Below are 18,542 nucleotides of genomic sequence, written 5' to 3' on the forward strand. Positions count from 1 at the left end.
TTCAGTTATTGGAAAACGAATGCGTCATGACCGGCCTGTTTCAATCTTGCGACGAGGTCATCCGCATTTTGCTTTGTACGAAAAGCTCCGGCTTGTACTCGGAACATGCCGCCCTCTAATACAACGAAGGCGTCAAAGCCTTTGGATTTCAGTGTGGCTGCTAACTCATCTGCATTGGCTTTCACCTTGAAAGCTCCAGCCTGTACTTTATAAAGATTACTTGCTTTTTTTTTCAGCTGAAAGGCTTTCTCTAATCCAGTGGCATGAGCGCGAGCGATGCCTTGAAGGAAGGTCGCGTTACGAAGCTTATTTGCATCAGCTGTCGTGTCAATGAAACCATTCTCTGTTAAAATAGCGGGCATAGAAGTTTCTCGAAGAACGTGGAAGTTCGCTGTTTTCTTGCCGCGGTTGGCAAAATCCACTGAGCGAACAATCTCATCATGAAGGGCATTGCGATACGTGGTGGTCGGTGCTGAAACGCCAGGATACACATAGCTTTCAAAACCTGTGCCCCCGCCTGCATTAATATGAATAGATACAAAATAGTCAGCTCCCCAGCTGTTTGCTGCATTAGTACGCTGGGTCAAAGTGACGGATTGGTCAATTGAACGACTTAAGCGGACGGAAACATCATCATAATCACTAATCAACATATCTCTCAATAAAATCGCGATTTGCAGGGTGATATTTTTCTCCGAAAGTCCATTCGCAGCAGCTCCAGAATCTGTTCCTCCATGGCCAGGATCAATAAAAATTTTCACCATCTATTCATCACCTCGTCTTTATTTTATGAGAAATTAGAAAAATTGCCTGTACAAAATGCGGAAATCATTGAGACTCTTTTCTGCACAATTTGTGATGAGAAAGCTACATTTTTCTAAGAAAAAACAAATTGTTGGTTTGTCCGCCTAAATGGGATGAATACAATGGAAATAGCACATCATTTCCTGGGAAACCGCAGAAATCCCTACAATATTCGGTATCTCGGGTCATTTTGACAGCAAACTTGGGCTTAAGCGGGCGATTGTCACGATTACAGCTCCACCCGAATAGAATAAAGAGAGAAGAGCGAGAGGTGAATACGTTGGAGCGAGCTGTCACATATAAAAACAACGGCCAAATCAATATTATACTTAACGGACAAAAGCAAGTATTGGTTGATGCAGATTCAGAGGCAGAATACCTTGAAGCCTTGCAGAAAAATGAGGCGAAACACAGCATCTTACGGGAAATAGAACGTGAAATGAACAGCCTTGTCGGTATGGATGAAATGAAACGAAACATAAAAGAAATTTATGCTTGGATCTTTGTCAATCAAAAAAGGCAGGAACAAGGGTTAAAGGTAGGTAAACAAGCGCTTCATATGATGTTCAAAGGAAATCCAGGCACAGGAAAAACAACAGTTGCAAGGCTTGTCGGGAAACTTTTCTTTGAAATGAATGTCCTTTCAAAGGGTCACTTAATTGAAGCGGAACGCGGAGATCTAGTCGGGGAGTACATCGGTCATACTGCTCAAAAAACAAGAGACTTAATTAAAAAATCACTAGGCGGCATTTTGTTCATCGACGAAGCTTATTCTCTTGCCCGCGGAGGCGAAAAGGATTTTGGGAAAGAAGCGATTGATACCCTAGTAAAGCATATGGAGGACAAACAGCACGAATTCATTCTTATTCTTGCTGGCTACTCCAAGGAAATGGATTATTTTCTATCATTAAACCCCGGGCTGCAATCCAGATTTCCAATCAATATCAGCTTTCCTGATTATACCGTCGATCAGCTCATGGACATTGCCAAACGAATGATGGCTGACAGAGAATATATATTTACTCAAGAAGCTGAATGGAAACTGCGAGATTACTTAATGCACATTAAAAGCACCACGAGTCCTGCAAAATTCAGCAACGGCCGCTTTGTGCGAAACACGATTGAAAAGGCCATTCGGACCCAAGCCATGAGACTCCTGCTTGTGGATCATTATGATAAAAAAGATTTGCTGACGATTAAAAGTCACGATCTCCAAATGAAAGAGGATACGCCTACTTAAAATGGCGTATCCTTTTTATAAAGAGATACTAAAATAAACCATCCGAATAGTGGTATACGTGTGATGTGTTTGGTATGATGGTACTACTGAAAACTTAAGTACAGAAAGGAAACAACTGACGTTGAATGAACATGAAATGACAGAAAAAGCGATCCTTGTCGGCTGTCAATTGCCGCATGTCACGGATGAACGCTTTCAATACTCAATGGAAGAATTAGCTTCCTTAACCAAAACGGCTGGCGGTGAAGCTGTCAGCGTAATGACGCAGAAGAGAAATAGACAAGACAGCGCAACATATATAGGTAAAGGGAAAGTGGAAGAGCTTGAAGTGCTTTGTGAGGAATTTGAATGTGATGTCATTATTTTTAACGACGAACTGTCTCCAAGTCAGCTAAAAGCGCTGGCAACTGCCTTAGATGTGAAAATTATCGATCGGACACAATTGATATTAGACATCTTTGCAAAAAGAGCCCGGACAAGAGAGGGGAAGCTGCAAATAGAGCTTGCCCAGCTTCAGTATGCCTTGCCGAGACTAAGCGGACAAGGGATCAGCCTCTCAAGACAAGGCGGCGGAATTGGCGCAAGAGGTCCAGGTGAAACAAAACTTGAAACAGATAGACGCCATATTCGAAACCGTATTCACGAAATTAACGGGCAATTATCTACAGTCAAAGAACACCGGACAAGATACCGGGAACGCCGGAAGAAAAATGGTGTGTTCCAAATTGCCATTGTTGGGTATACGAATGCCGGAAAATCTACTTTGTTTAACCAATTAACAGATGCAGATAGTCATGAAGAGGATCTGCTGTTTGCGACCCTTGACCCAATGACACGTAAGATGACATTAGCATCTGGCTATAGTGTGCTGATTTCAGACACCGTTGGTTTTATCCAAGACCTCCCAACAACACTCATTGCGGCATTTCGTTCCACTCTTGAAGAAGTGAAGGAAGCTGATTATTTGCTTCACGTCATTGATTCTTCTAATGAGGATTACGAAGGACACGAACGAACGGTTCATGAGTTATTAGAAGAACTAGAAGCAGACCGTATACCGATGCTGACGGTTTATAACAAAGAAGATCAAATCAGACCGGATTTCATCCCATCTTCAAAGCATCGTCATCTTTTAATCAGTGCGAGACGCGAAGAAGATATAAAGCGATTAAAAGCGGATATTATGGCAGAACTGAAACAAAACTTTTTAAAACCATATCATGTGAAGATTCCAGCGTATGAAGGAAAGCTCATCTCCGCATTAAAATCAGAAACGCTCGTGGAATCACTAGAATTTCAAAAAGAAGCAGAACTTTATGACATCACCGGGTTTAGCGGTGAGGAGCAGACCATATTAGGTCAAATCAAGAAGTATATGTTGTAAGAAAGGAATTAAATCAAGATGTTTCATACATTAAAACACGGCAGTATTTTAGAAAAAGTAGCAGCAGAAACAGAACAAGAGATTTTACACATGCATCAGCAAATTGATCAAAAGAGTGAACAAAATGAGTGGCGGGTGCTTGAAAGTTACCGAAAGCATAGAGTCAGTGACTCTCACTTTAACCCGACAACTGGATATGGCTACGATGATATGGGAAGAGACACGCTAGAAAAAATTTATGCGGATGTCTTCGGAGGAGAAAGCGGCCTTGTGCGTCCGCAGATCATTTCCGGCACACATGCCATTTCCATTGCATTATTCGGTGTGCTGAGACCTGGCGATGAGTTGATCTATATGACGGGAAAACCATACGATACGCTAGAAGAAATTGTAGGGATTCGCGGCAAAGAAGGGACAGGCTCATTAAAAGACTTCCAGATTGATTACAAGGCCATTGATTTAAGGCAAGATGGATCCGTCGATTATGACAATGTAAAAGATTCAATCTCCTCTAAAACAAAAATGATCGGCATTCAGCGTTCGAAAGGTTATGCGTCAAGACCTTCCTTTACAATAGAAGAAATCGAGCAAATGATTTCATTTGTAAAAGAGATCAATGAAGAAATTATTGTGTTTGTGGACAACTGTTATGGTGAATTTACTGAATTACAAGAGCCATGTCATGTGGGAGCGGATCTTATGGCGGGTTCCCTTATTAAAAACCCAGGCGGCGGGCTTGCCAAAACAGGCGGTTACATCGTTGGAAAAGAAAAATGGGTAGAAGCTTGCTCTTATCGAATGACATCTCCGGGCATCGGCAGTGAAGCGGGTGCCTCGCTTTATGCGCTTCAGGAGATGTATCAAGGGTTTTTCTTAGCACCGCATGTTGTGGCGCAAAGCTTAAAAGGTGCAGTGTTCACGGCTCGTTTTCTTGAGAAGCTCGGATTCCAAACGAACCCAGCGTGGAATGCGAAAAGAACAGATTTAATTCAATCTGTCGAATTTGGAGATCCTAAAAAGATGATTGCATTCTGCCAAGCGATTCAATATGCATCTCCGATCAACAGTCACGTCACGCCGCATGCAAGCTATATGCCAGGATACGAGGATGATGTCATTATGGCAGCGGGCACCTTCGTCCAAGGAGCTAGTATCGAATTGTCAGCCGATGGACCGATCAGACCGCCTTATACAGCCTACGTTCAAGGCGGACTCACGTATGCCCATGTGAAAAATGCGATTTGTAGTGCTGTAGATGCCTTATTGGAACAAGGTTTCATTGAAATACCTGCTCAATAAAAAAACCATGTTAATATTCCTAACATGTTGTTGACACATAATATAACATGACATATAATAAATTTAAGCAAAGAGGAGGAGACAGTTGAGATGAGTGATAACATTCGCCGCTCAATGCCTTTATTCCCAATTGGGATTGTCATGCAGCTAACAGAATTATCTGCAAGGCAAATTCGCTATTATGAGGAAAATGGATTAGTATTTCCAGCAAGAAGTGATGGGAATCGCCGATTATTTTCTTTCCATGATGTTGATAAATTACTAGAAATTAAAAACCTCATCGAACAAGGTGTAAACATGGCAGGAATCAAAAAACTTTTTGCCAAAGCTGAGGCAGAACATCCATCGTCTGATGTAAAGACCGAGGAGAAAACCACAGCGAAGCACAACTTGACAGATGATGAACTCAGGAAGCTACTGAAGAAGGAACTCATTCAGGCTGGACGTTTCCAACAAGGAACGACCTTTAGGCAGGGGGATATGTCAAGGTTCTTCCGTTAACCAATTAGCAAAAGCATTGCTATACAATTTTACCTTTTGTAGGGGAGGAGTTTTACGAAATGGCAAAATACACAAGAGAAGATATCGTAAAATTAGTAAATGAGGAAAACGTAAAGTACATCCGTCTGCAATTTACAGACATTCTCGGAACGATTAAAAATGTTGAGATTCCTGTGAGCCAGTTAGAAAAAGCTCTTGATAACAAATGTATGTTTGACGGTTCATCTATTGAAGGCTTCGTACGTATTGAAGAATCAGATATGTATCTATACCCAGATCTCAACACATTTGTTATTTTCCCTTGGACAGCTGAAAAAGGTAAAGTTGCACGCTTTATTTGTGACATTTACAAGCCGGACGGGACGCCATTTGATGGAGACCCGCGTAATAACTTAAAGCGTGTTTTAAAGGAAATGGAAGACCTAGGATTTAGTGATTTCAACCTTGGACCTGAGCCAGAATTCTTCTTATTTAAATTAGATGAAAAAGGCGAGCCAACGCTTGAACTAAACGATAAAGGTGGATACTTTGACCTTGCACCAACAGATCTAGGCGAAAACTGCCGCCGTGATATCGTGCTTGAGCTTGAAGAAATGGGCTTTGAAATTGAAGCGTCTCACCACGAAGTAGCACCTGGACAGCATGAAATTGACTTCAAATATGCAGGCGCCATCCGTTCTTGTGATGATATTCAAACATTCAAACTTGTTGTTAAAACGATTGCGAGAAAACACGGACTTCATGCGACATTTATGCCAAAACCATTGTTCGGTGTAAACGGATCTGGTATGCACTGTAACCTATCATTATTCAAAAATGGCAAAAACGCATTCTTTGATGAAAAAGCAGATTTACAATTAAGCGAGACGGCTAGACACTTTATCGCAGGTATCGTTAAGCATGCAACTAGCTTTACAGCGGTCACAAACCCAACGGTGAACTCTTACAAGCGTCTTGTACCTGGTTATGAAGCACCTTGCTACGTGGCATGGAGTGCACAAAACCGTAGCCCATTAATCCGTATCCCTGCATCACGCGGCATCAGCACACGTGTAGAAGTGCGCAGCGTAGACCCATCTGCAAACCCATACCTTGCACTAAGCGTATTACTTGCAGCAGGTCTTGACGGAATCAAAAACAAACTAGACGCACCAGCTCCAATCGACAGAAACATCTATGTCATGGACAAAGAAGAGCGTCTTGAAAACGGCATCTCTGATCTGCCTGCAACACTTGCAGAAGCACTTGAGCTGCTCAAATCAAACGAAGTTATGGTCAACGCACTAGGCGATCACTTATTCGAGCACTTCATCGAATCAAAAGAAATCGAATGGGATATGTTCCGCACCCAAGTACACCCATGGGAACGCGATCAGTATATGTCTCAGTATTAATAAAGAAAACCCCTTGAAGCCATTGGTTTCAGGGGGTTTTTATTTTTGTGGGTGTTTCCTTTGACAAAGGGCGCTGGAGTAAAAGAATTGCAGGAAGCCCTGACTACTGTGTATTACTACCTAGATAAAGGCACAAAAAATAACGGTATTGACGGCTACTATGGTCCAGTGACAAAAGCAGCTCTTCAAAACGCATTGTGATAAAAATGAAGCAGACCTCTCTTTCATGAGAGGTCTGTTTCTATAAGCAAGTGTCGGAGGCGGATCCTCATGTATATTATAATCACCTTTTTCATACGTCTGCATAAAAATATAGTCCCATTGTTCTCAAACTCATAAGAATCATTTCACCCCACCTGAGAAAAAATCTCCACTAGAAGGTGATTTTTTCTCAACTTATATTCATCAATTGCTATCAAACTTACCGAGATTAAAGAAAGTTCAGTAATTTAACACCTATAAAAATTAGATTTTATAATCATTTTTTTAAGAAAACACCAAGTAGTACAAATTATATTAAATGAGGAAGAGGTGGTTGATGTGAAAAGATGTCGGTATTGTGGGAAATCGTGTACATCTAACTCGAATTATAACAAACGAGGGAGTTGGTATGATTCATATAAGGATGATGGCTGGGAATGTGATAGTTGTAAGAAAGGGAAATCAGGAAAGACAGAGAAACCAGTGAAGAATCCTTGCTGCGGAAAAGATCCTTGTGTTTGTGTTATTCAAGGTCCGCCAGGCGGGAGAGGAAGAAGAGGCCCAGCGGGTCCGGCAGGCCCGGCAGGCCCGGCAGGCCCAGCAGGTCCAACAGGCGTTGGTTTAACAGGAATCTTGGGATTTGATCCAGCAGTAGCCCCAACCTACCCAGTAGGGCAAGTGGTGACATACGATGGCAGTACGTATGTGGTCAATTCAGCACCGCCATTAGGTACACCGGATACGTCGGCAGATTATACATTATTAGCCGCAGCAGGGGAAACAGGTACAGGGCCAACAGGTGTCACAGGAGATCCAGGTCCTACTGGAGCCACTGGCGATACAGGAGCCACCGGAGCCACTGGTGATGCAGGAGCGACCGGAATAACGGGAGCCACTGGCGATACAGGAGCGACCGGAGCCACTGGTGATGCAGGAGCGACCGGAGTAACGGGAGCCACTGGCGATACAGGAGCGACCGGAGCCACTGGTGATGCAGGAGCGACCGGAATAACGGGAGCCACTGGCGATACAGGAGCCACCGGAGCCACTGGTGATGCAGGAGCGACCGGAGTAACGGGAGCCACTGGCGATACAGGAGCCACCGGAGCCACTGGTGATACAGGAGCCACCGGAGTCACTGGTGATACAGGAGCGACCGGAGTAACGGGAGCCACTGGGGATGCAGGAGCGACCGGAGTAACGGGAGCCACTGGCGATACAGGAGCGACCGGAGTAACGGGAGCCACTGGCGATACAGGAGCGACCGGAGTAACGGGAGCTACAGGGGTCACAGGAGCAACCGGTCCTACCGGAACAGGTCCTTTTTTATCTAGTGGCGTTGAAGCATTGCAGAATAACAGTCAAACTGTTCCTGATGGTGGTTTGGTTAACTTTAGTCAAGCCGCAGTTTTTGGAAGTGGGATTACATTTAATGGTACAGATACGTTAACTTTGAATCAACCTGGTCTTTACCACGTAGAATATTGTGTGAATACAGCAGAAAATAGTGGTACTAGTGTTTTTAATCTGCTTGAGAATGGGACACAGTTTTCAGGTATAGGTAATGCAGCAACTAGTGGAGGGAACATGGGATCCGGAGCAGTTATTTCAGTAGGGGGGACCCCATTTGCTGTCCAATTACAAAATAGCTCAGGTGCCGCTAGGACTATAGTGACTACTGCTGGTTCTTTAGGTGGTAGTGCTGCTAGTATACGGATCGTAAAATTTGCAGATGGTCAATCTGTTTAACATGTTATTGAAAATAAAATTTTTGGAAGTTTAATGAGCCAAATAAAGACACCTCTACGTCGAAAATCGGGTATAGCATATCTGAAAACAATTTGGAGGTGTTTTTGTATGGGGAAAGAGTGAGTTATTCGATTAGTGTAAAAGATAAGGCCCTTCCAATGAGATTAACAAGAGGACTTCGAAAGCAGAAATTAAGAATTGAAGATAGGTGCACTACCTTAGTAAATGTACCGTAATAATAGTGGAAGTTACCAGTGTGCATTAACCTGTTGTGAAGCTCATATGGTAAAAGACAAAATGAGTATAGGTGTATTCTGACTTAGATTTAATCTCGTGAAAACAACATTATTACGGTGGTTGCAGCTGCGGGAATGTATAGTGTTGCAATTGATCGAAACACGACATCGATACAAAAAATCGATCGAAACACAACTCCTCAAAACGTTTAGGCTTAATAAAAACAGACCAAGCAGGGTCTGTTTTTTTATGAGGATGGATTGGGGACGAACTTTTTCAGTTTTCTTCAGAAAAGCACATTTTTATCAAAAAGGCTCATCATAGTGCCTCGTTAAATCAGTCTTTTCCATAGGACTTCTGTTCTCTTCGGTTGATGTCATTCATCTTGGCAGGGTAGAGGTCGCTGACTCTAGCATAGCTTTTAGAGTATGAACTGATGGAAGATTTAGTGGGGCAACCAATAATAACAGAAAGTGAAAGAGTCAAAACAGATTACATGCTAAGGTTTTACTTTTATCTTTTCAAAGGAATGTACGAGAGTGCAAGGAATAATTATTCAGAAGCTCTAGTTCTATTCAGAGTAGCTGAGAGACAATTGGACAAGGTACATGATGAAATTGAAAAGGCCGAGTTCCATTATAAAATTGGCACACTCTACTATTTCAATAAGGTCACTCTCCTTTCTCACCATCATCTACAAACAGCAAAGGACATCTACAAAGGTCATGAAGGCTACAGCATACAGACCATAAACTGTAATTTGTTATTAGCACTGAATTTGATTGATGATGGTAGACTAGACAAAGCTGAAAGAATGCTTTTGGAGTGTGTCGATAGACTGATTGAAAAGAATGATAAGAGATTATTAGCATTGGCTTATTATGATTTAGGATTTCTTAAAATTCAGGATGACCACCATATAGAAGCAATAGAATATTTCAACAAAGCATTTTCCGCAGATGATCTAAAAGAGTCAGCTCCTTTTTCATACTTACAATGTGCGTATGAATTTGCAAGATCAAGCTATAAATCAAATCAATTGGAGCAGGCAATAAGTAGGGTTGTTGAGGGGAAAAGCTTCTCTAATGAACAGCAGAACACAAACTTTATTTTGAAATTCAATATCCTTGAGAAATGTTATACAACACCACGGGAAAGCTATGAGGATATCAAGAAAGGGCTATGTTTTTTGGAAGAAAGAAAAGCATATGTTGATATAGAGGCTCTAGCTCCTGATATTGCATCCATTTATAAGAAGTTAAATCTTTATGAAGAAAGTAACTACTTCTTGGAATTGGCTTTAAAATCTTGTACGCTTATAGGAAAGGAGGTCATATGATCATGAAAAAAATAATGATGATGATTACTACTGCTTTGCTATTAGGTACAATTCTTGGAATGCCTACTGGACAACAAACTCAGGCAGATGCTAAAAATGAGGTAGTGTCGCTTTTCTCTAGAGGTGCAGGGTCATAAAAACGATAGGTTTTTAATCTACCACTACGGAGGATAATTGGTTAAATAACGATAAAGTGGATTAAAGTGTCAGGCTCCTTATGGTATTCTAGTAAAAGAATATTCCATAAAAGGAGTCTTTTTCATATGAAAATATTAGATGCTCCATCTTTATTATCAGCTGTCGAACAGAGGTCAAAGGCCTATCATGAGCTTCAAGAAGAGATGAAACTTGTGAAAAAAGCATTAAAAGGTGTATCGGGATTAGGTGATGGGTTTACTGGAAAAGGTGCAGATAATATCAAAGCTTTTTATAATGATCTTGCACTATACACAGACACTTATCTTGATTTTATCGATATGCAAAAGGCTTTTTTAGATGGAGTGAAAGGAAAGCTGGATGATGAATCATTAGGCGGGAGTACATTTATTGATGAACACTTCTTAGATGCTCAATTGAAGCAAGGCATTCAGAACAATAAAGATATGGTCAAGGAACAAAAAGAAGCTCTATCAACGATTTTTGACGATATTAGTGATTTGATTGAATTACAGACATTTTCCAGCAAAAAAGTAGACGAGCATTTAGATGATGCGAACAAAAAAAGAAAAGATGCAATTGAGGCTATACATACATTAGATCATGTTCTAAAAACAGAGTACGAAAAATCAGAAGCCATTGAGAAACATCTTGCTACTTTTTATACAAAAATGATGGCTGCTACAGGAAAAGGTAAGAACGCTCAGCCCATGTATTATGATGCAAAAGCATTTCACGAGACAGATGTGTACAAGAATCATGATAAAATTGATGCACAGGTGAAAGCTTACATAAAAGTGAAAAAAGAAGAAAAAGAGAAACGAAGAATCAAAGAATTGAAAGAAAAGCTCAATGGTCCTTCGTGTATATCAGTAGAGAAATACTTTGAGATTGTAGACGAAATTGGATATGAAAATCTTTCTTACGATCAAAAATTGTATTACAGCCAGCTTCTCCAGATCAAAGCGCAGGAAGAAGCATCAGAGGTATTCGTTGACAGTGTAAAAGGTGCTGCAGTTGGTCTATATGATGTGGCAAAAGATACAGTGGTTGGCATCTATGATCTTGTAACAGACCCTGGGGGTGCCGTTGAATCGGTCGTAACAGCTGTTTCACACCCAATTGAAACATCGAAAGCGATTGGAAAAGCCATTTCAGACTCATTCGAAAAAGAAGTCATAGATGGTGATGCGTATTCACGGTCACACTGGTTCGCCTATGCGACGGGTTCACTAGCAGAAATTGTCTTTGGTTCTAAAGGGACAGGAGCCATCACAAAAACGGGGACAACGGCGGCCAAAACAACGGTGAAGAAAGGGCTTGAACAAGGAGCAAAATCATTAGACAGAGTCTCTATTCCCAATCTATTGCCGTACTCACCAAAATTTCAAATGGCTGGTGGACCGAAGCTCCCGTACAATGTATTTGACGGGGAAAATCTTAAAAATAAACTCCTCTCCATGGCAAAGCGTCTAGACAACAACTCAGGATACGGCATCTCTCAGACAGGTAGACGCTTACCAGCACAAAAATCACCGCCAACCGTTGTCAGTTACGGAGACCACTATGTGAGATGGAAACGGAAAAAAGTATTAAAACCAAATGTCGTTTATTCAACAAAGCAAGGGTACACCTACACAACCGACCACTACGGAAGGATTGTCAAAGTCGAAGCAAGTGATTTAAAATACGGAGAGATCAAAAGAAACCAGTACGCCCAATCCAATTCAGGAAAGCCTGATCGATTGTTAGATGATGATGGTGGGCACTTAATTGCGTCTATTTTTAAAGGGTCTGGCGATATAGATAATCTTGTGCCGATGAATTCACAGATTAATCGAAGTGGTGGGAAATGGTATGAGATGGAGCAAGAGTGGCTAGCTGCATTGAAAGAAGTTCCTCCTGAGAAAGTGTCTGTTTCAATAAGTGCGTTTTATGAATCAGATTCATTGAGACCGTCTGAGTTTTTAGTCAAATACAAGATAGACGGAGAGGTTTATACGAATACTATTTATAATAGACCAGGAGGATGAAAAAGTGGAAGATTTATATAGAGAAATAGCTGAAGATCTAAATAAGATGATTCCTGTAGAATGGGATACAATTTGGATGTATGCAGAAATGTTAGATGACTCTGCATCAGCTCTATTTTATTTTAAAGTATCTAATAAAGAGGAATATTATTATTCGCACAATATTCCAGAGCAATTTCAGGTTAGTGAAGACACATATGATAGTCTTTTGATTAACTTACAAAGAAAGCTAAGAAGATTGAAGGAAGATTATGCTGAAGAACATTCAGATAAATGGACAACTGTAACAATGAAATTGACGGCGGCAGGAAAAATGTCAATCGATTTCAGTTACGAAGATATACTTTCTCTAGGTATAAATATGCCAAAACGGATTGCGATATGGGCATATGAGAATTTAGGAATATATCCAAAAAGAAAATCAGTTAGGGAATTTCTAAAAGAATATATAAAAAATAAAGAAAAAAACAACTAATATACTGCCCTCCAAATTTAAGGAGGGTTTTTTATATGCCAACATTTACATCGAACAAAGGTTCATAAAACGCATTGGTAAAGATCGTTCGTTCTGTTTAATCATTTAAGAAGGAGTGATTAAGGGCTTAGAGACAGAGGTACGATTAAATAAATGGACTGCGTTGATATAACTGAGCATGTGACACAGCTCAAAGACGATTTAGTTGAAATGAAAAAAACAGCAAGCAGAGAATTGGAATCAAAAATTGCCTATGAAATGAGAGTAAAGCCAATTTGTGTTTAATGTATACAGTCATTTAATACAAATCAAAGCGCTGGAAGAAGCGTCAGAGGTATTCGGTTGATAATGTAAAAGATGTTGTAGTAGGTCTATATGATGTGGCCAAAGATACAGTGGTTGGCTGGTGGACCGAAGCTCCCGTACAATGTATTTAACGGGGAAAATCTTAAAAATAAACTCCTCTCCATGGAAAAGCGTCTAGACAACAACTCAGGCTACGGCATCTCTCAGACAGGCAGACGCTTACCAGCACAAAAATCACCGCCAACCGTTGTCAGTTACGGAGACCACTATGTGAGAACGAAAAAAGTATTAAAACCAAATGTCGTTTATTCAACTAAACAAGGTTACACCTACACAACCGATCACTACGGAAGGATTGTCAAAGTCGAAGCAAGTGATTTAAAATACGGAGAGGTCAAAAGAAACCAGTACGCTCAGTCAAATTCAGGTAAGCCAGATCGGCTATTAAAAGATGACGGAGGTCATTTGATTGCATCTATTTTTAAAGGGTCTGGGGATATTGATAATCTTGTGCCAATGAATTCACAGATTAATAGAAGTGGCGGGAAATGGTATGAGATGGAGCAAAGGTGGTTGAGAGCATTGAGAGCCGATCCACCTAAACATGTAAAAATTAACATTGAACCTGTCTATAAGAATGATTCATTAAGACCGGATAGTTTCGTAGTCGAATACAACATTGGAAAACGATCCGTTCGTGAAATTATTTTAAATCAACCTGGAGGTTAGACAATGGAAGAATTAGAAAAAGATTATAAAAAAATATCAGAATCAATTAATGAAATTATACCATGTGATTGGGATAAAGTTTGGGTGTACGCTGAAATACTTGATGATTCAGCAGGAATTACTTTTTACTTTACTGAATCTAATAGTGAAGAGTATATTTATGGACACGATATTCCCGAACGATATAGAGTAAGTAATTCTATTTATAATCATTTACTAGTCGAACTAAGTGATAAATTTAGAGAATTGAAAAAGGAATATATAAAATATGATTTAGGAGTTTGGACTACAGCGACTCTTCAGTTAGAGTCCTCAGGAAAATTCTCTATTGAGTATGGATATGATGATGTTTATTCATTAGGCATAGACAATGTACAAAGAATAGCAGTTTGGGAATATGAAACCTTCGGATTTCTCCCTGAAGATGAGGAAGATAAAGAAGCCGTATTAAATTATATAAAAAATAAAGACGATAACTAACGCAGAATACCCTCCAAATAAAGGAGGGTATTTGTTATATATTTTTCATAAGAAACTCATTTCCATTATCTAAACCGATAAACCGTCACTTCACAATCACCCAATACCTCTTCAATCATGCCTTCAACAATCGCCCAATCGCCGCCCGCCAGTCCGCAGCCGATCCCGTAAGGAATGGCGAGGGAAGTTTGGTTTTTCTTTTCATTTGAATGGGTCAAAGTGTCTTTTAGGCTTTGTAAGCAGCTGCGTAAGGCATCGTAGTCCGTTTGCATTCTTTTTCTTCCGTATCCAGTTTGAGCAAATAAGTTGGCAATTGTTTTTCCGTCATTAGTTGTGATGAGTTGAACGGAGCTTAACAAGTCATCTCCTTGTTCAGTACATAATTGTTTATACTCTTTGTATACATTGGGGTATTTGCTTTTGATTTGTTTGGCTAATCCAGCGCCCATGACTCCTTTACAGTTCACCTGGTGACAGATGATGTCTTCACTTGCCTCTAAAATGTTGCCATCCACTGTTTTGATCATATCGTGTAACCCCTTTTTTATAAAATAGAAACATAAGTTCTATTTTATCACTTTTGATCAAATGATTTAATAGCAAAATGCTTTTTATGAGTTTCATTTATTGAAGACAGTTTACAACAACTTGATTGTCAAAGCTGGTTCATGTCATCTAAAATATGGAGAGACTAGCAAACACGAAATGATGCAAAGAGGAGTCATCTATGAATCAATTAGAAACGAATCGTTTAATTCTTAGACCGTTTTGCAATGAAGATGCGGCAGGGATGCTTGAGTACTTGTCTAACCCAAGAGTAAATTGTTTTCTTGATGATCGAATCTCTACATTGGAGGAAGCGGCTGCTAAGGTGCAAAAGAGAAAAGAAGACCATTCATATGTAGCAGTTTGTTTGAAAGAGAGCCAACAGATTATCGGTGAGTTGTTTCGATTAAAAGAGGAGCCTGATACGTATTCAATCGGCTGGAATTTCAATAAAGCATTTGAAGGAAAGGGATATGCACGAGAGAGTGCTGAGGCATTTTTGTCCTATTTATTTGTAGAAAAGGCAGCAAGGCGGCTTTATGCCTATGTAGAAGATGATAATGTCCGTTCACAGGCATTATGTGAGCGACTAGGCATGCGGAGAGAAGGGCTTTTTCTTGAGTTTATTTCATTTACTACATATGAGGATGGCACCCCTAAATATGAAAACACGTACCAATATGCTTTACTAAAAAAGGAATGGGAGCAGCATCACTCTCTATAGAGCAGTAAGTGAATGATCTTCAGTGACAGCAAAGTGACAAACATGTCATATGATTCCATGGTTTGTTCGTTCAATCGATGGAGGAGTCATCTTATTTCATTTATCCTTGTCATAAATCGAGGAAAAAGGGATGAAATGAGATGCAGGGATATAATGAAGATTTATTTAGGTGGGTGAATCAGCTCAGTATCGATCATGGTTATTTGAATCCGATATTCATTGGACTAGCTGAATATACTGTGCTGTTAGCAGCACTCACGTGTCTGTTCATATGGTTTCAAAATCGAAGTAGAACCAATAGGGGCATGGTTGTATCTGCTGGACTTACTTTCATATTGGCAGAGTTAATGGGAAAAATTGCAGGTATTTTTTATTCCAACCAGCAGCCCTTTGCCGAAATGAGTCATGTCAATCTTTTGATTCAAAAGGAAGTGAATAACTCTTTTCCGAGTGATCATACCATCTTTATTTTTTCTGTTTGTCTGATCTTTTGGCTTTTTCACAAACGCCATGTTTATTGGCTGTTCATAGCGTGCGCCGTTGGTTTTTCAAGAATTTGGGTAGGTGTCCATTATCCATTTGATGTCTTAGCAGGTGCTGTCATAGCGAGTTTAACAGCGGTCGCTGTTGTCTATTTGCCCATATGCCAAAGGAGCGTGAATGCCATTTTGGCATGTTATGAGTGGCTTGAACAGAACGTTGTAAGGAAAAGAACAAAATAACATGTTGCAGCAAAATGCCCCGATCTGTTTATGGCTCAGATCGGGGTGCTTTTTATTTTCGCCAAAACGTTGAACAATCCGCTTTGTCTTCGATATTAAATTCAATGATTTTCTTTAGGAGAGGATAATCAACTGGCAAGCTTTCCTTCATGCGAAACATCTTTTTTCCATGATCGTAACCCGCTTGTACAATGTCAGCTGAAAAGTGATCAATTCCTTTACCTTCTGGTGCGACAGAAATGTGATGTTTTGCCACGCTAAACCCAATAATAAATGTGCCATGGTCTGTGAACATCGGCTGATTCCAAGCAATTCTTGGCTCTAATTGAGGGAATGTGTCTAAAATCCATTGTAAAATGTCTTGCGTGCGCTGCTTCAGCTCTGGGTTACCAATGTTGCTTACATACTCTTCAAACACATGCATGATATTTTATCCTCCCATTCCATCTACCTCATAAGCCTCAGACGGGATTCGAACCCGCACTCCTTTCGTAAGCATAGGCTAGGGGCAACACGCTTCCCTACGGAATTTCACCGACAGGAATTTCACCTGTCTCAGCTCGTGTGCTTTTCGGTGCTTCTGAAACCCTTGCCTTGCGACCCGCCAGCTACAATTTGTTTTACGGCGCTCTTCCCTTCTAGAGCTACTGAGGCGCGGAAGTTATCGTTCATATGATATATAGTAAAATGCTAATAGGGTTATTGTAAAGAAAAATCTAAAGGAAGAGATGATCCTCAAAATAACCATTAAAAGATAAATAATGAATTCAGTATGAGTGAATGATTGCATACATGTTTAAAAAAGACTTACCTAAACCTAGCTTACCCTCTCAATGAGGTTTTATATAAAGCTCCAGTTTAGAAGAATTTTTTACTTTATAGTAAAAAACGACCCCAAAATTGGAAGTCGTTTTGTGAATGTTTTATTTTGAAACAAAGCATTTTCCGTTAGATAATACTTCGCATTTTACAAGGAAATAACTGTTGCTACTTGTCCAAACTTGAGTGTAACTGACCCCATTTTGTTTAATTAATACATAGTCCCACTGATCAGGGTAAGCATCTCTGACCCACTCTAACGGAGCAGCACTTGCAGTATTCATAGAAAATAACATTGTGGCTGAAAAGGCGATAGATAATACAGCTTTTTTTAATGTTGATTTTTTCAAACAAAACAACTCCTTAATACGAATTAACCTATTAGTTGTAAATAGGTTAATTCAATAGTATCAAAGAGAAAGAGTAGTTTGTGTCGAAATTTGTAAAAATACCTTAAATTTACCTATTTTTATAAGGTGATTATTTTCATCATTTATGAATAACCTGTTAACTCCTTTATAGGCGTCTTGATTTGGCGTTGTTTTTCGCGGAACATGACGGAAAACAGATTTTAATATCGTATAATGCAATAGGCTGTTAACAATTTCTAAATGTGACTTTTCGTTCAGTACATTTTGTGATTAGTTCCATGGTGTCTCTTCCAGCTCCTGCTCTTAGACGAATCGCACAAAATAGTCATAGGCTCATATGATAAAAGACCATATGGTTTGTATACAGCATTGAATTGGGCTGATGGAAAGTGACAAACCTGTTGATGAGTAAACTGAAAGAGATCAATATTCACACAAAAAATGAAGGCTTTACTCACAAATGTCCAATAAGATCTCCTTTATTTGCTCATCATGGAAGATGGGGAACCTTTCTACTCCTGGGTGTTCTTTGATAGAAGTGTCCAACAGGAATAACCGATCCTGCACAATTGTAACCGCTAACTCAATGTACGCCTCCAGTGCTTGTTGACTTAGGCGGGACAGCGGTTTCTTTGCCTAATAATCAGAGCTTAGATGGTTTTACGGCAAGTGGTGGAAATACGATTTTTACAGTGCCAGTATCGGGTTGCTATTTCATCGCATATTAAGTGAACACAAACGCAGCGCTGCTTGCTGGAACAAGGCTGATTAACAGCGGACTTGCCATTGCTGGTTCTATATTAACATCCACTTTATCAGCATTTACCTGCAATGTATCACTCATTACAACACTTGCAGCGGGTAACCAAATTTTCGGTATAGTCGCAGCAGTGGTGTTACTTGGGGAGGGTCTGTTGGAGCGGCACTTATCTTCATCCGATTGGAATAAAGACAAAAAGCCCCAAAAAGGGCTTTTTTTATTTCATCACTAGATGACTCGTTATTTTAAAATCGAAAAAAGGCGGAATTTTTA

At 40.1% G+C, this 18,542-nt stretch carries 20 protein-coding genes and 1 pseudogene; 17 read left to right on the plus strand and 4 right to left on the minus strand.

From position 1 onward, the window contains the following. Positions 1-5: 5 nt before the first annotated feature. Positions 6-764 carry an N-acetylmuramoyl-L-alanine amidase gene (locus tag MHI16_RS08685; protein WP_058013915.1) on the minus strand — a complete coding sequence of 253 codons (759 nt, stop codon included), beginning with the start codon at positions 762-764 and terminating at the stop codon, positions 6-8. 320 nt (positions 765-1,084) lie between these two features. Here MHI16_RS08685 and spoVK point away from each other — a divergent pair, with 320 nt between their 5' ends. From spoVK to MHI16_RS08750, 13 genes and pseudogenes are all read left to right on the plus strand, one after another. After that, positions 1,085-2,044 (plus strand): stage V sporulation protein K, encoded by a 960-nt coding sequence (gene spoVK, locus MHI16_RS08690; RefSeq protein ID WP_058013914.1) that lies wholly within the window; start codon positions 1,085-1,087, stop codon positions 2,042-2,044. Positions 2,045-2,165: 121 nt separating this feature from the next. Then, on the plus strand, positions 2,166-3,428 hold the full coding sequence (gene hflX, locus MHI16_RS08695) for a GTPase HflX (protein WP_061407896.1): 1,263 nt from the start codon (positions 2,166-2,168) through the stop codon (positions 3,426-3,428). Between the two features lie 18 nt (positions 3,429-3,446). Beyond that, complete coding sequence (locus MHI16_RS08700) at positions 3,447-4,727, plus strand: aminotransferase class I/II-fold pyridoxal phosphate-dependent enzyme (protein WP_058013912.1); 1,281 nt, start codon at positions 3,447-3,449, stop codon at positions 4,725-4,727. 90 nt (positions 4,728-4,817) lie between these two features. Then, positions 4,818-5,228: a MerR family transcriptional regulator gene (locus tag MHI16_RS08705; protein WP_058013911.1), complete on the plus strand. Its 411-nt coding sequence runs from the start codon at positions 4,818-4,820 to the stop codon at positions 5,226-5,228. Positions 5,229-5,287: 59 nt separating this feature from the next. Then, on the plus strand, positions 5,288-6,622 hold the full coding sequence (gene glnA / locus MHI16_RS08710; protein ID WP_058013910.1) for a type I glutamate--ammonia ligase: 1,335 nt from the start codon (positions 5,288-5,290) through the stop codon (positions 6,620-6,622). Between the two features lie 51 nt (positions 6,623-6,673). Further along, positions 6,674-6,823, plus strand: a complete 150-nt coding sequence (locus MHI16_RS08715; protein ID WP_081042300.1) for a peptidoglycan-binding domain-containing protein — start codon at positions 6,674-6,676, stop codon at positions 6,821-6,823. A gap of 339 nt (positions 6,824-7,162) precedes the next feature. Continuing rightward, positions 7,163-8,572, plus strand: coding sequence for a collagen-like protein (locus MHI16_RS08720; protein ID WP_342498157.1), 1,410 nt, complete (start codon positions 7,163-7,165; stop codon positions 8,570-8,572). Between the two features lie 673 nt (positions 8,573-9,245). Continuing rightward, on the plus strand, positions 9,246-10,148 hold the full coding sequence (locus tag MHI16_RS08725) for a tetratricopeptide repeat protein (RefSeq protein ID WP_342498158.1): 903 nt from the start codon (positions 9,246-9,248) through the stop codon (positions 10,146-10,148). A gap of 2 nt (positions 10,149-10,150) precedes the next feature. Continuing rightward, entirely contained in the window at positions 10,151-10,285 is a 135-nt protein-coding gene (locus MHI16_RS08730) for a hypothetical protein (RefSeq protein WP_268760716.1), read from the plus strand. Between the two features lie 126 nt (positions 10,286-10,411). Next, positions 10,412-12,337 carry a T7SS effector LXG polymorphic toxin gene (locus tag MHI16_RS08735; RefSeq protein ID WP_342498159.1) on the plus strand — a complete coding sequence of 642 codons (1,926 nt, stop codon included), beginning with the start codon at positions 10,412-10,414 and terminating at the stop codon, positions 12,335-12,337. Between the two features lie 4 nt (positions 12,338-12,341). Then, on the plus strand, positions 12,342-12,812 hold the full coding sequence (locus MHI16_RS08740; protein ID WP_235567102.1) for an immunity protein YezG family protein: 471 nt from the start codon (positions 12,342-12,344) through the stop codon (positions 12,810-12,812). A 384-nt stretch (positions 12,813-13,196) separates the two neighbouring features. Further along, a pseudogene (locus tag MHI16_RS08745) lies at positions 13,197-13,847 on the plus strand (DNA/RNA non-specific endonuclease); the annotation flags it as partial. A gap of 3 nt (positions 13,848-13,850) precedes the next feature. After that, entirely contained in the window at positions 13,851-14,327 is a 477-nt protein-coding gene (locus MHI16_RS08750; protein WP_058015692.1) for an immunity protein YezG family protein, read from the plus strand. Between the two features lie 65 nt (positions 14,328-14,392). Here MHI16_RS08750 and MHI16_RS08755 read toward each other — a convergent pair whose 3' ends face one another. Continuing rightward, positions 14,393-14,854: a macro domain-containing protein gene (locus MHI16_RS08755; protein WP_058015691.1), complete on the minus strand. Its 462-nt coding sequence runs from the start codon at positions 14,852-14,854 to the stop codon at positions 14,393-14,395. Positions 14,855-15,054: 200 nt separating this feature from the next. Here MHI16_RS08755 and MHI16_RS08760 point away from each other — a divergent pair, with 200 nt between their 5' ends. Then, complete coding sequence (locus tag MHI16_RS08760; RefSeq protein WP_342498160.1) at positions 15,055-15,597, plus strand: GNAT family N-acetyltransferase; 543 nt, start codon at positions 15,055-15,057, stop codon at positions 15,595-15,597. Positions 15,598-15,737: 140 nt separating this feature from the next. Beyond that, complete coding sequence (locus tag MHI16_RS08765; RefSeq protein WP_058015689.1) at positions 15,738-16,319, plus strand: undecaprenyl-diphosphatase; 582 nt, start codon at positions 15,738-15,740, stop codon at positions 16,317-16,319. Positions 16,320-16,371: 52 nt separating this feature from the next. Here MHI16_RS08765 and MHI16_RS08770 read toward each other — a convergent pair whose 3' ends face one another. After that, positions 16,372-16,743, minus strand: a complete 372-nt coding sequence (locus MHI16_RS08770) for an iron chaperone (RefSeq protein WP_058015688.1) — start codon at positions 16,741-16,743, stop codon at positions 16,372-16,374. A gap of 499 nt (positions 16,744-17,242) precedes the next feature. After that, complete coding sequence (locus MHI16_RS08775) at positions 17,243-17,488, minus strand: hypothetical protein (RefSeq protein ID WP_034660753.1); 246 nt, start codon at positions 17,486-17,488, stop codon at positions 17,243-17,245. 620 nt (positions 17,489-18,108) lie between these two features. Here MHI16_RS08775 and MHI16_RS08780 point away from each other — a divergent pair. Both MHI16_RS08780 and MHI16_RS08785 read left to right on the plus strand, forming a co-directional pair. Beyond that, positions 18,109-18,237 (plus strand): hypothetical protein, encoded by a 129-nt coding sequence (locus tag MHI16_RS08780; RefSeq protein ID WP_342498161.1) that lies wholly within the window; start codon positions 18,109-18,111, stop codon positions 18,235-18,237. Further along, positions 18,238-18,501, plus strand: coding sequence for a hypothetical protein (locus tag MHI16_RS08785; RefSeq protein WP_342498162.1), 264 nt, complete (start codon positions 18,238-18,240; stop codon positions 18,499-18,501). It begins immediately after the preceding gene. The last annotated feature ends 41 nt before the right edge of the window (positions 18,502-18,542 follow it).

Origin of the sequence: Bacillus sp. FSL K6-0923 (assembly GCF_038630825.1) — a bacterium.
Classification (GTDB): domain Bacteria; phylum Bacillota; class Bacilli; order Bacillales; family Bacillaceae; genus Bacillus; species Bacillus pumilus.

Bases quoted from the DNA above. Each gene is read 5' to 3' on its own strand.
- glnA (WP_058013910.1), top strand. From the start codon at position 5,288: ATGGCAAAATACACAAGAGAAGATATCGTAAAATTAGTAAATGAGGAA.
- MHI16_RS08725 (WP_342498158.1), top strand. From the start codon at position 9,246: ATGGAAGATTTAGTGGGGCAACCAATAATAACAGAAAGTGAAAGAGTC.
- MHI16_RS08735 (WP_342498159.1), top strand. From the start codon at position 10,412: ATGAAAATATTAGATGCTCCATCTTTATTATCAGCTGTCGAACAGAGG.
- MHI16_RS08750 (WP_058015692.1), top strand. From the start codon at position 13,851: ATGGAAGAATTAGAAAAAGATTATAAAAAAATATCAGAATCAATTAAT.
- MHI16_RS08755 (WP_058015691.1), bottom strand. From the start codon at position 14,854: ATGATCAAAACAGTGGATGGCAACATTTTAGAGGCAAGTGAAGACATC.
- MHI16_RS08730 (WP_268760716.1), top strand. From the start codon at position 10,151: ATGAAAAAAATAATGATGATGATTACTACTGCTTTGCTATTAGGTACA.
- MHI16_RS08770 (WP_058015688.1), bottom strand. From the start codon at position 16,743: ATGCATGTGTTTGAAGAGTATGTAAGCAACATTGGTAACCCAGAGCTG.
- MHI16_RS08685 (WP_058013915.1), bottom strand. From the start codon at position 764: ATGGTGAAAATTTTTATTGATCCTGGCCATGGAGGAACAGATTCTGGA.
- MHI16_RS08760 (WP_342498160.1), top strand. From the start codon at position 15,055: ATGAATCAATTAGAAACGAATCGTTTAATTCTTAGACCGTTTTGCAAT.
- MHI16_RS08700 (WP_058013912.1), top strand. From the start codon at position 3,447: ATGTTTCATACATTAAAACACGGCAGTATTTTAGAAAAAGTAGCAGCA.
- MHI16_RS08765 (WP_058015689.1), top strand. From the start codon at position 15,738: ATGCAGGGATATAATGAAGATTTATTTAGGTGGGTGAATCAGCTCAGT.
- MHI16_RS08705 (WP_058013911.1), top strand. From the start codon at position 4,818: ATGAGTGATAACATTCGCCGCTCAATGCCTTTATTCCCAATTGGGATT.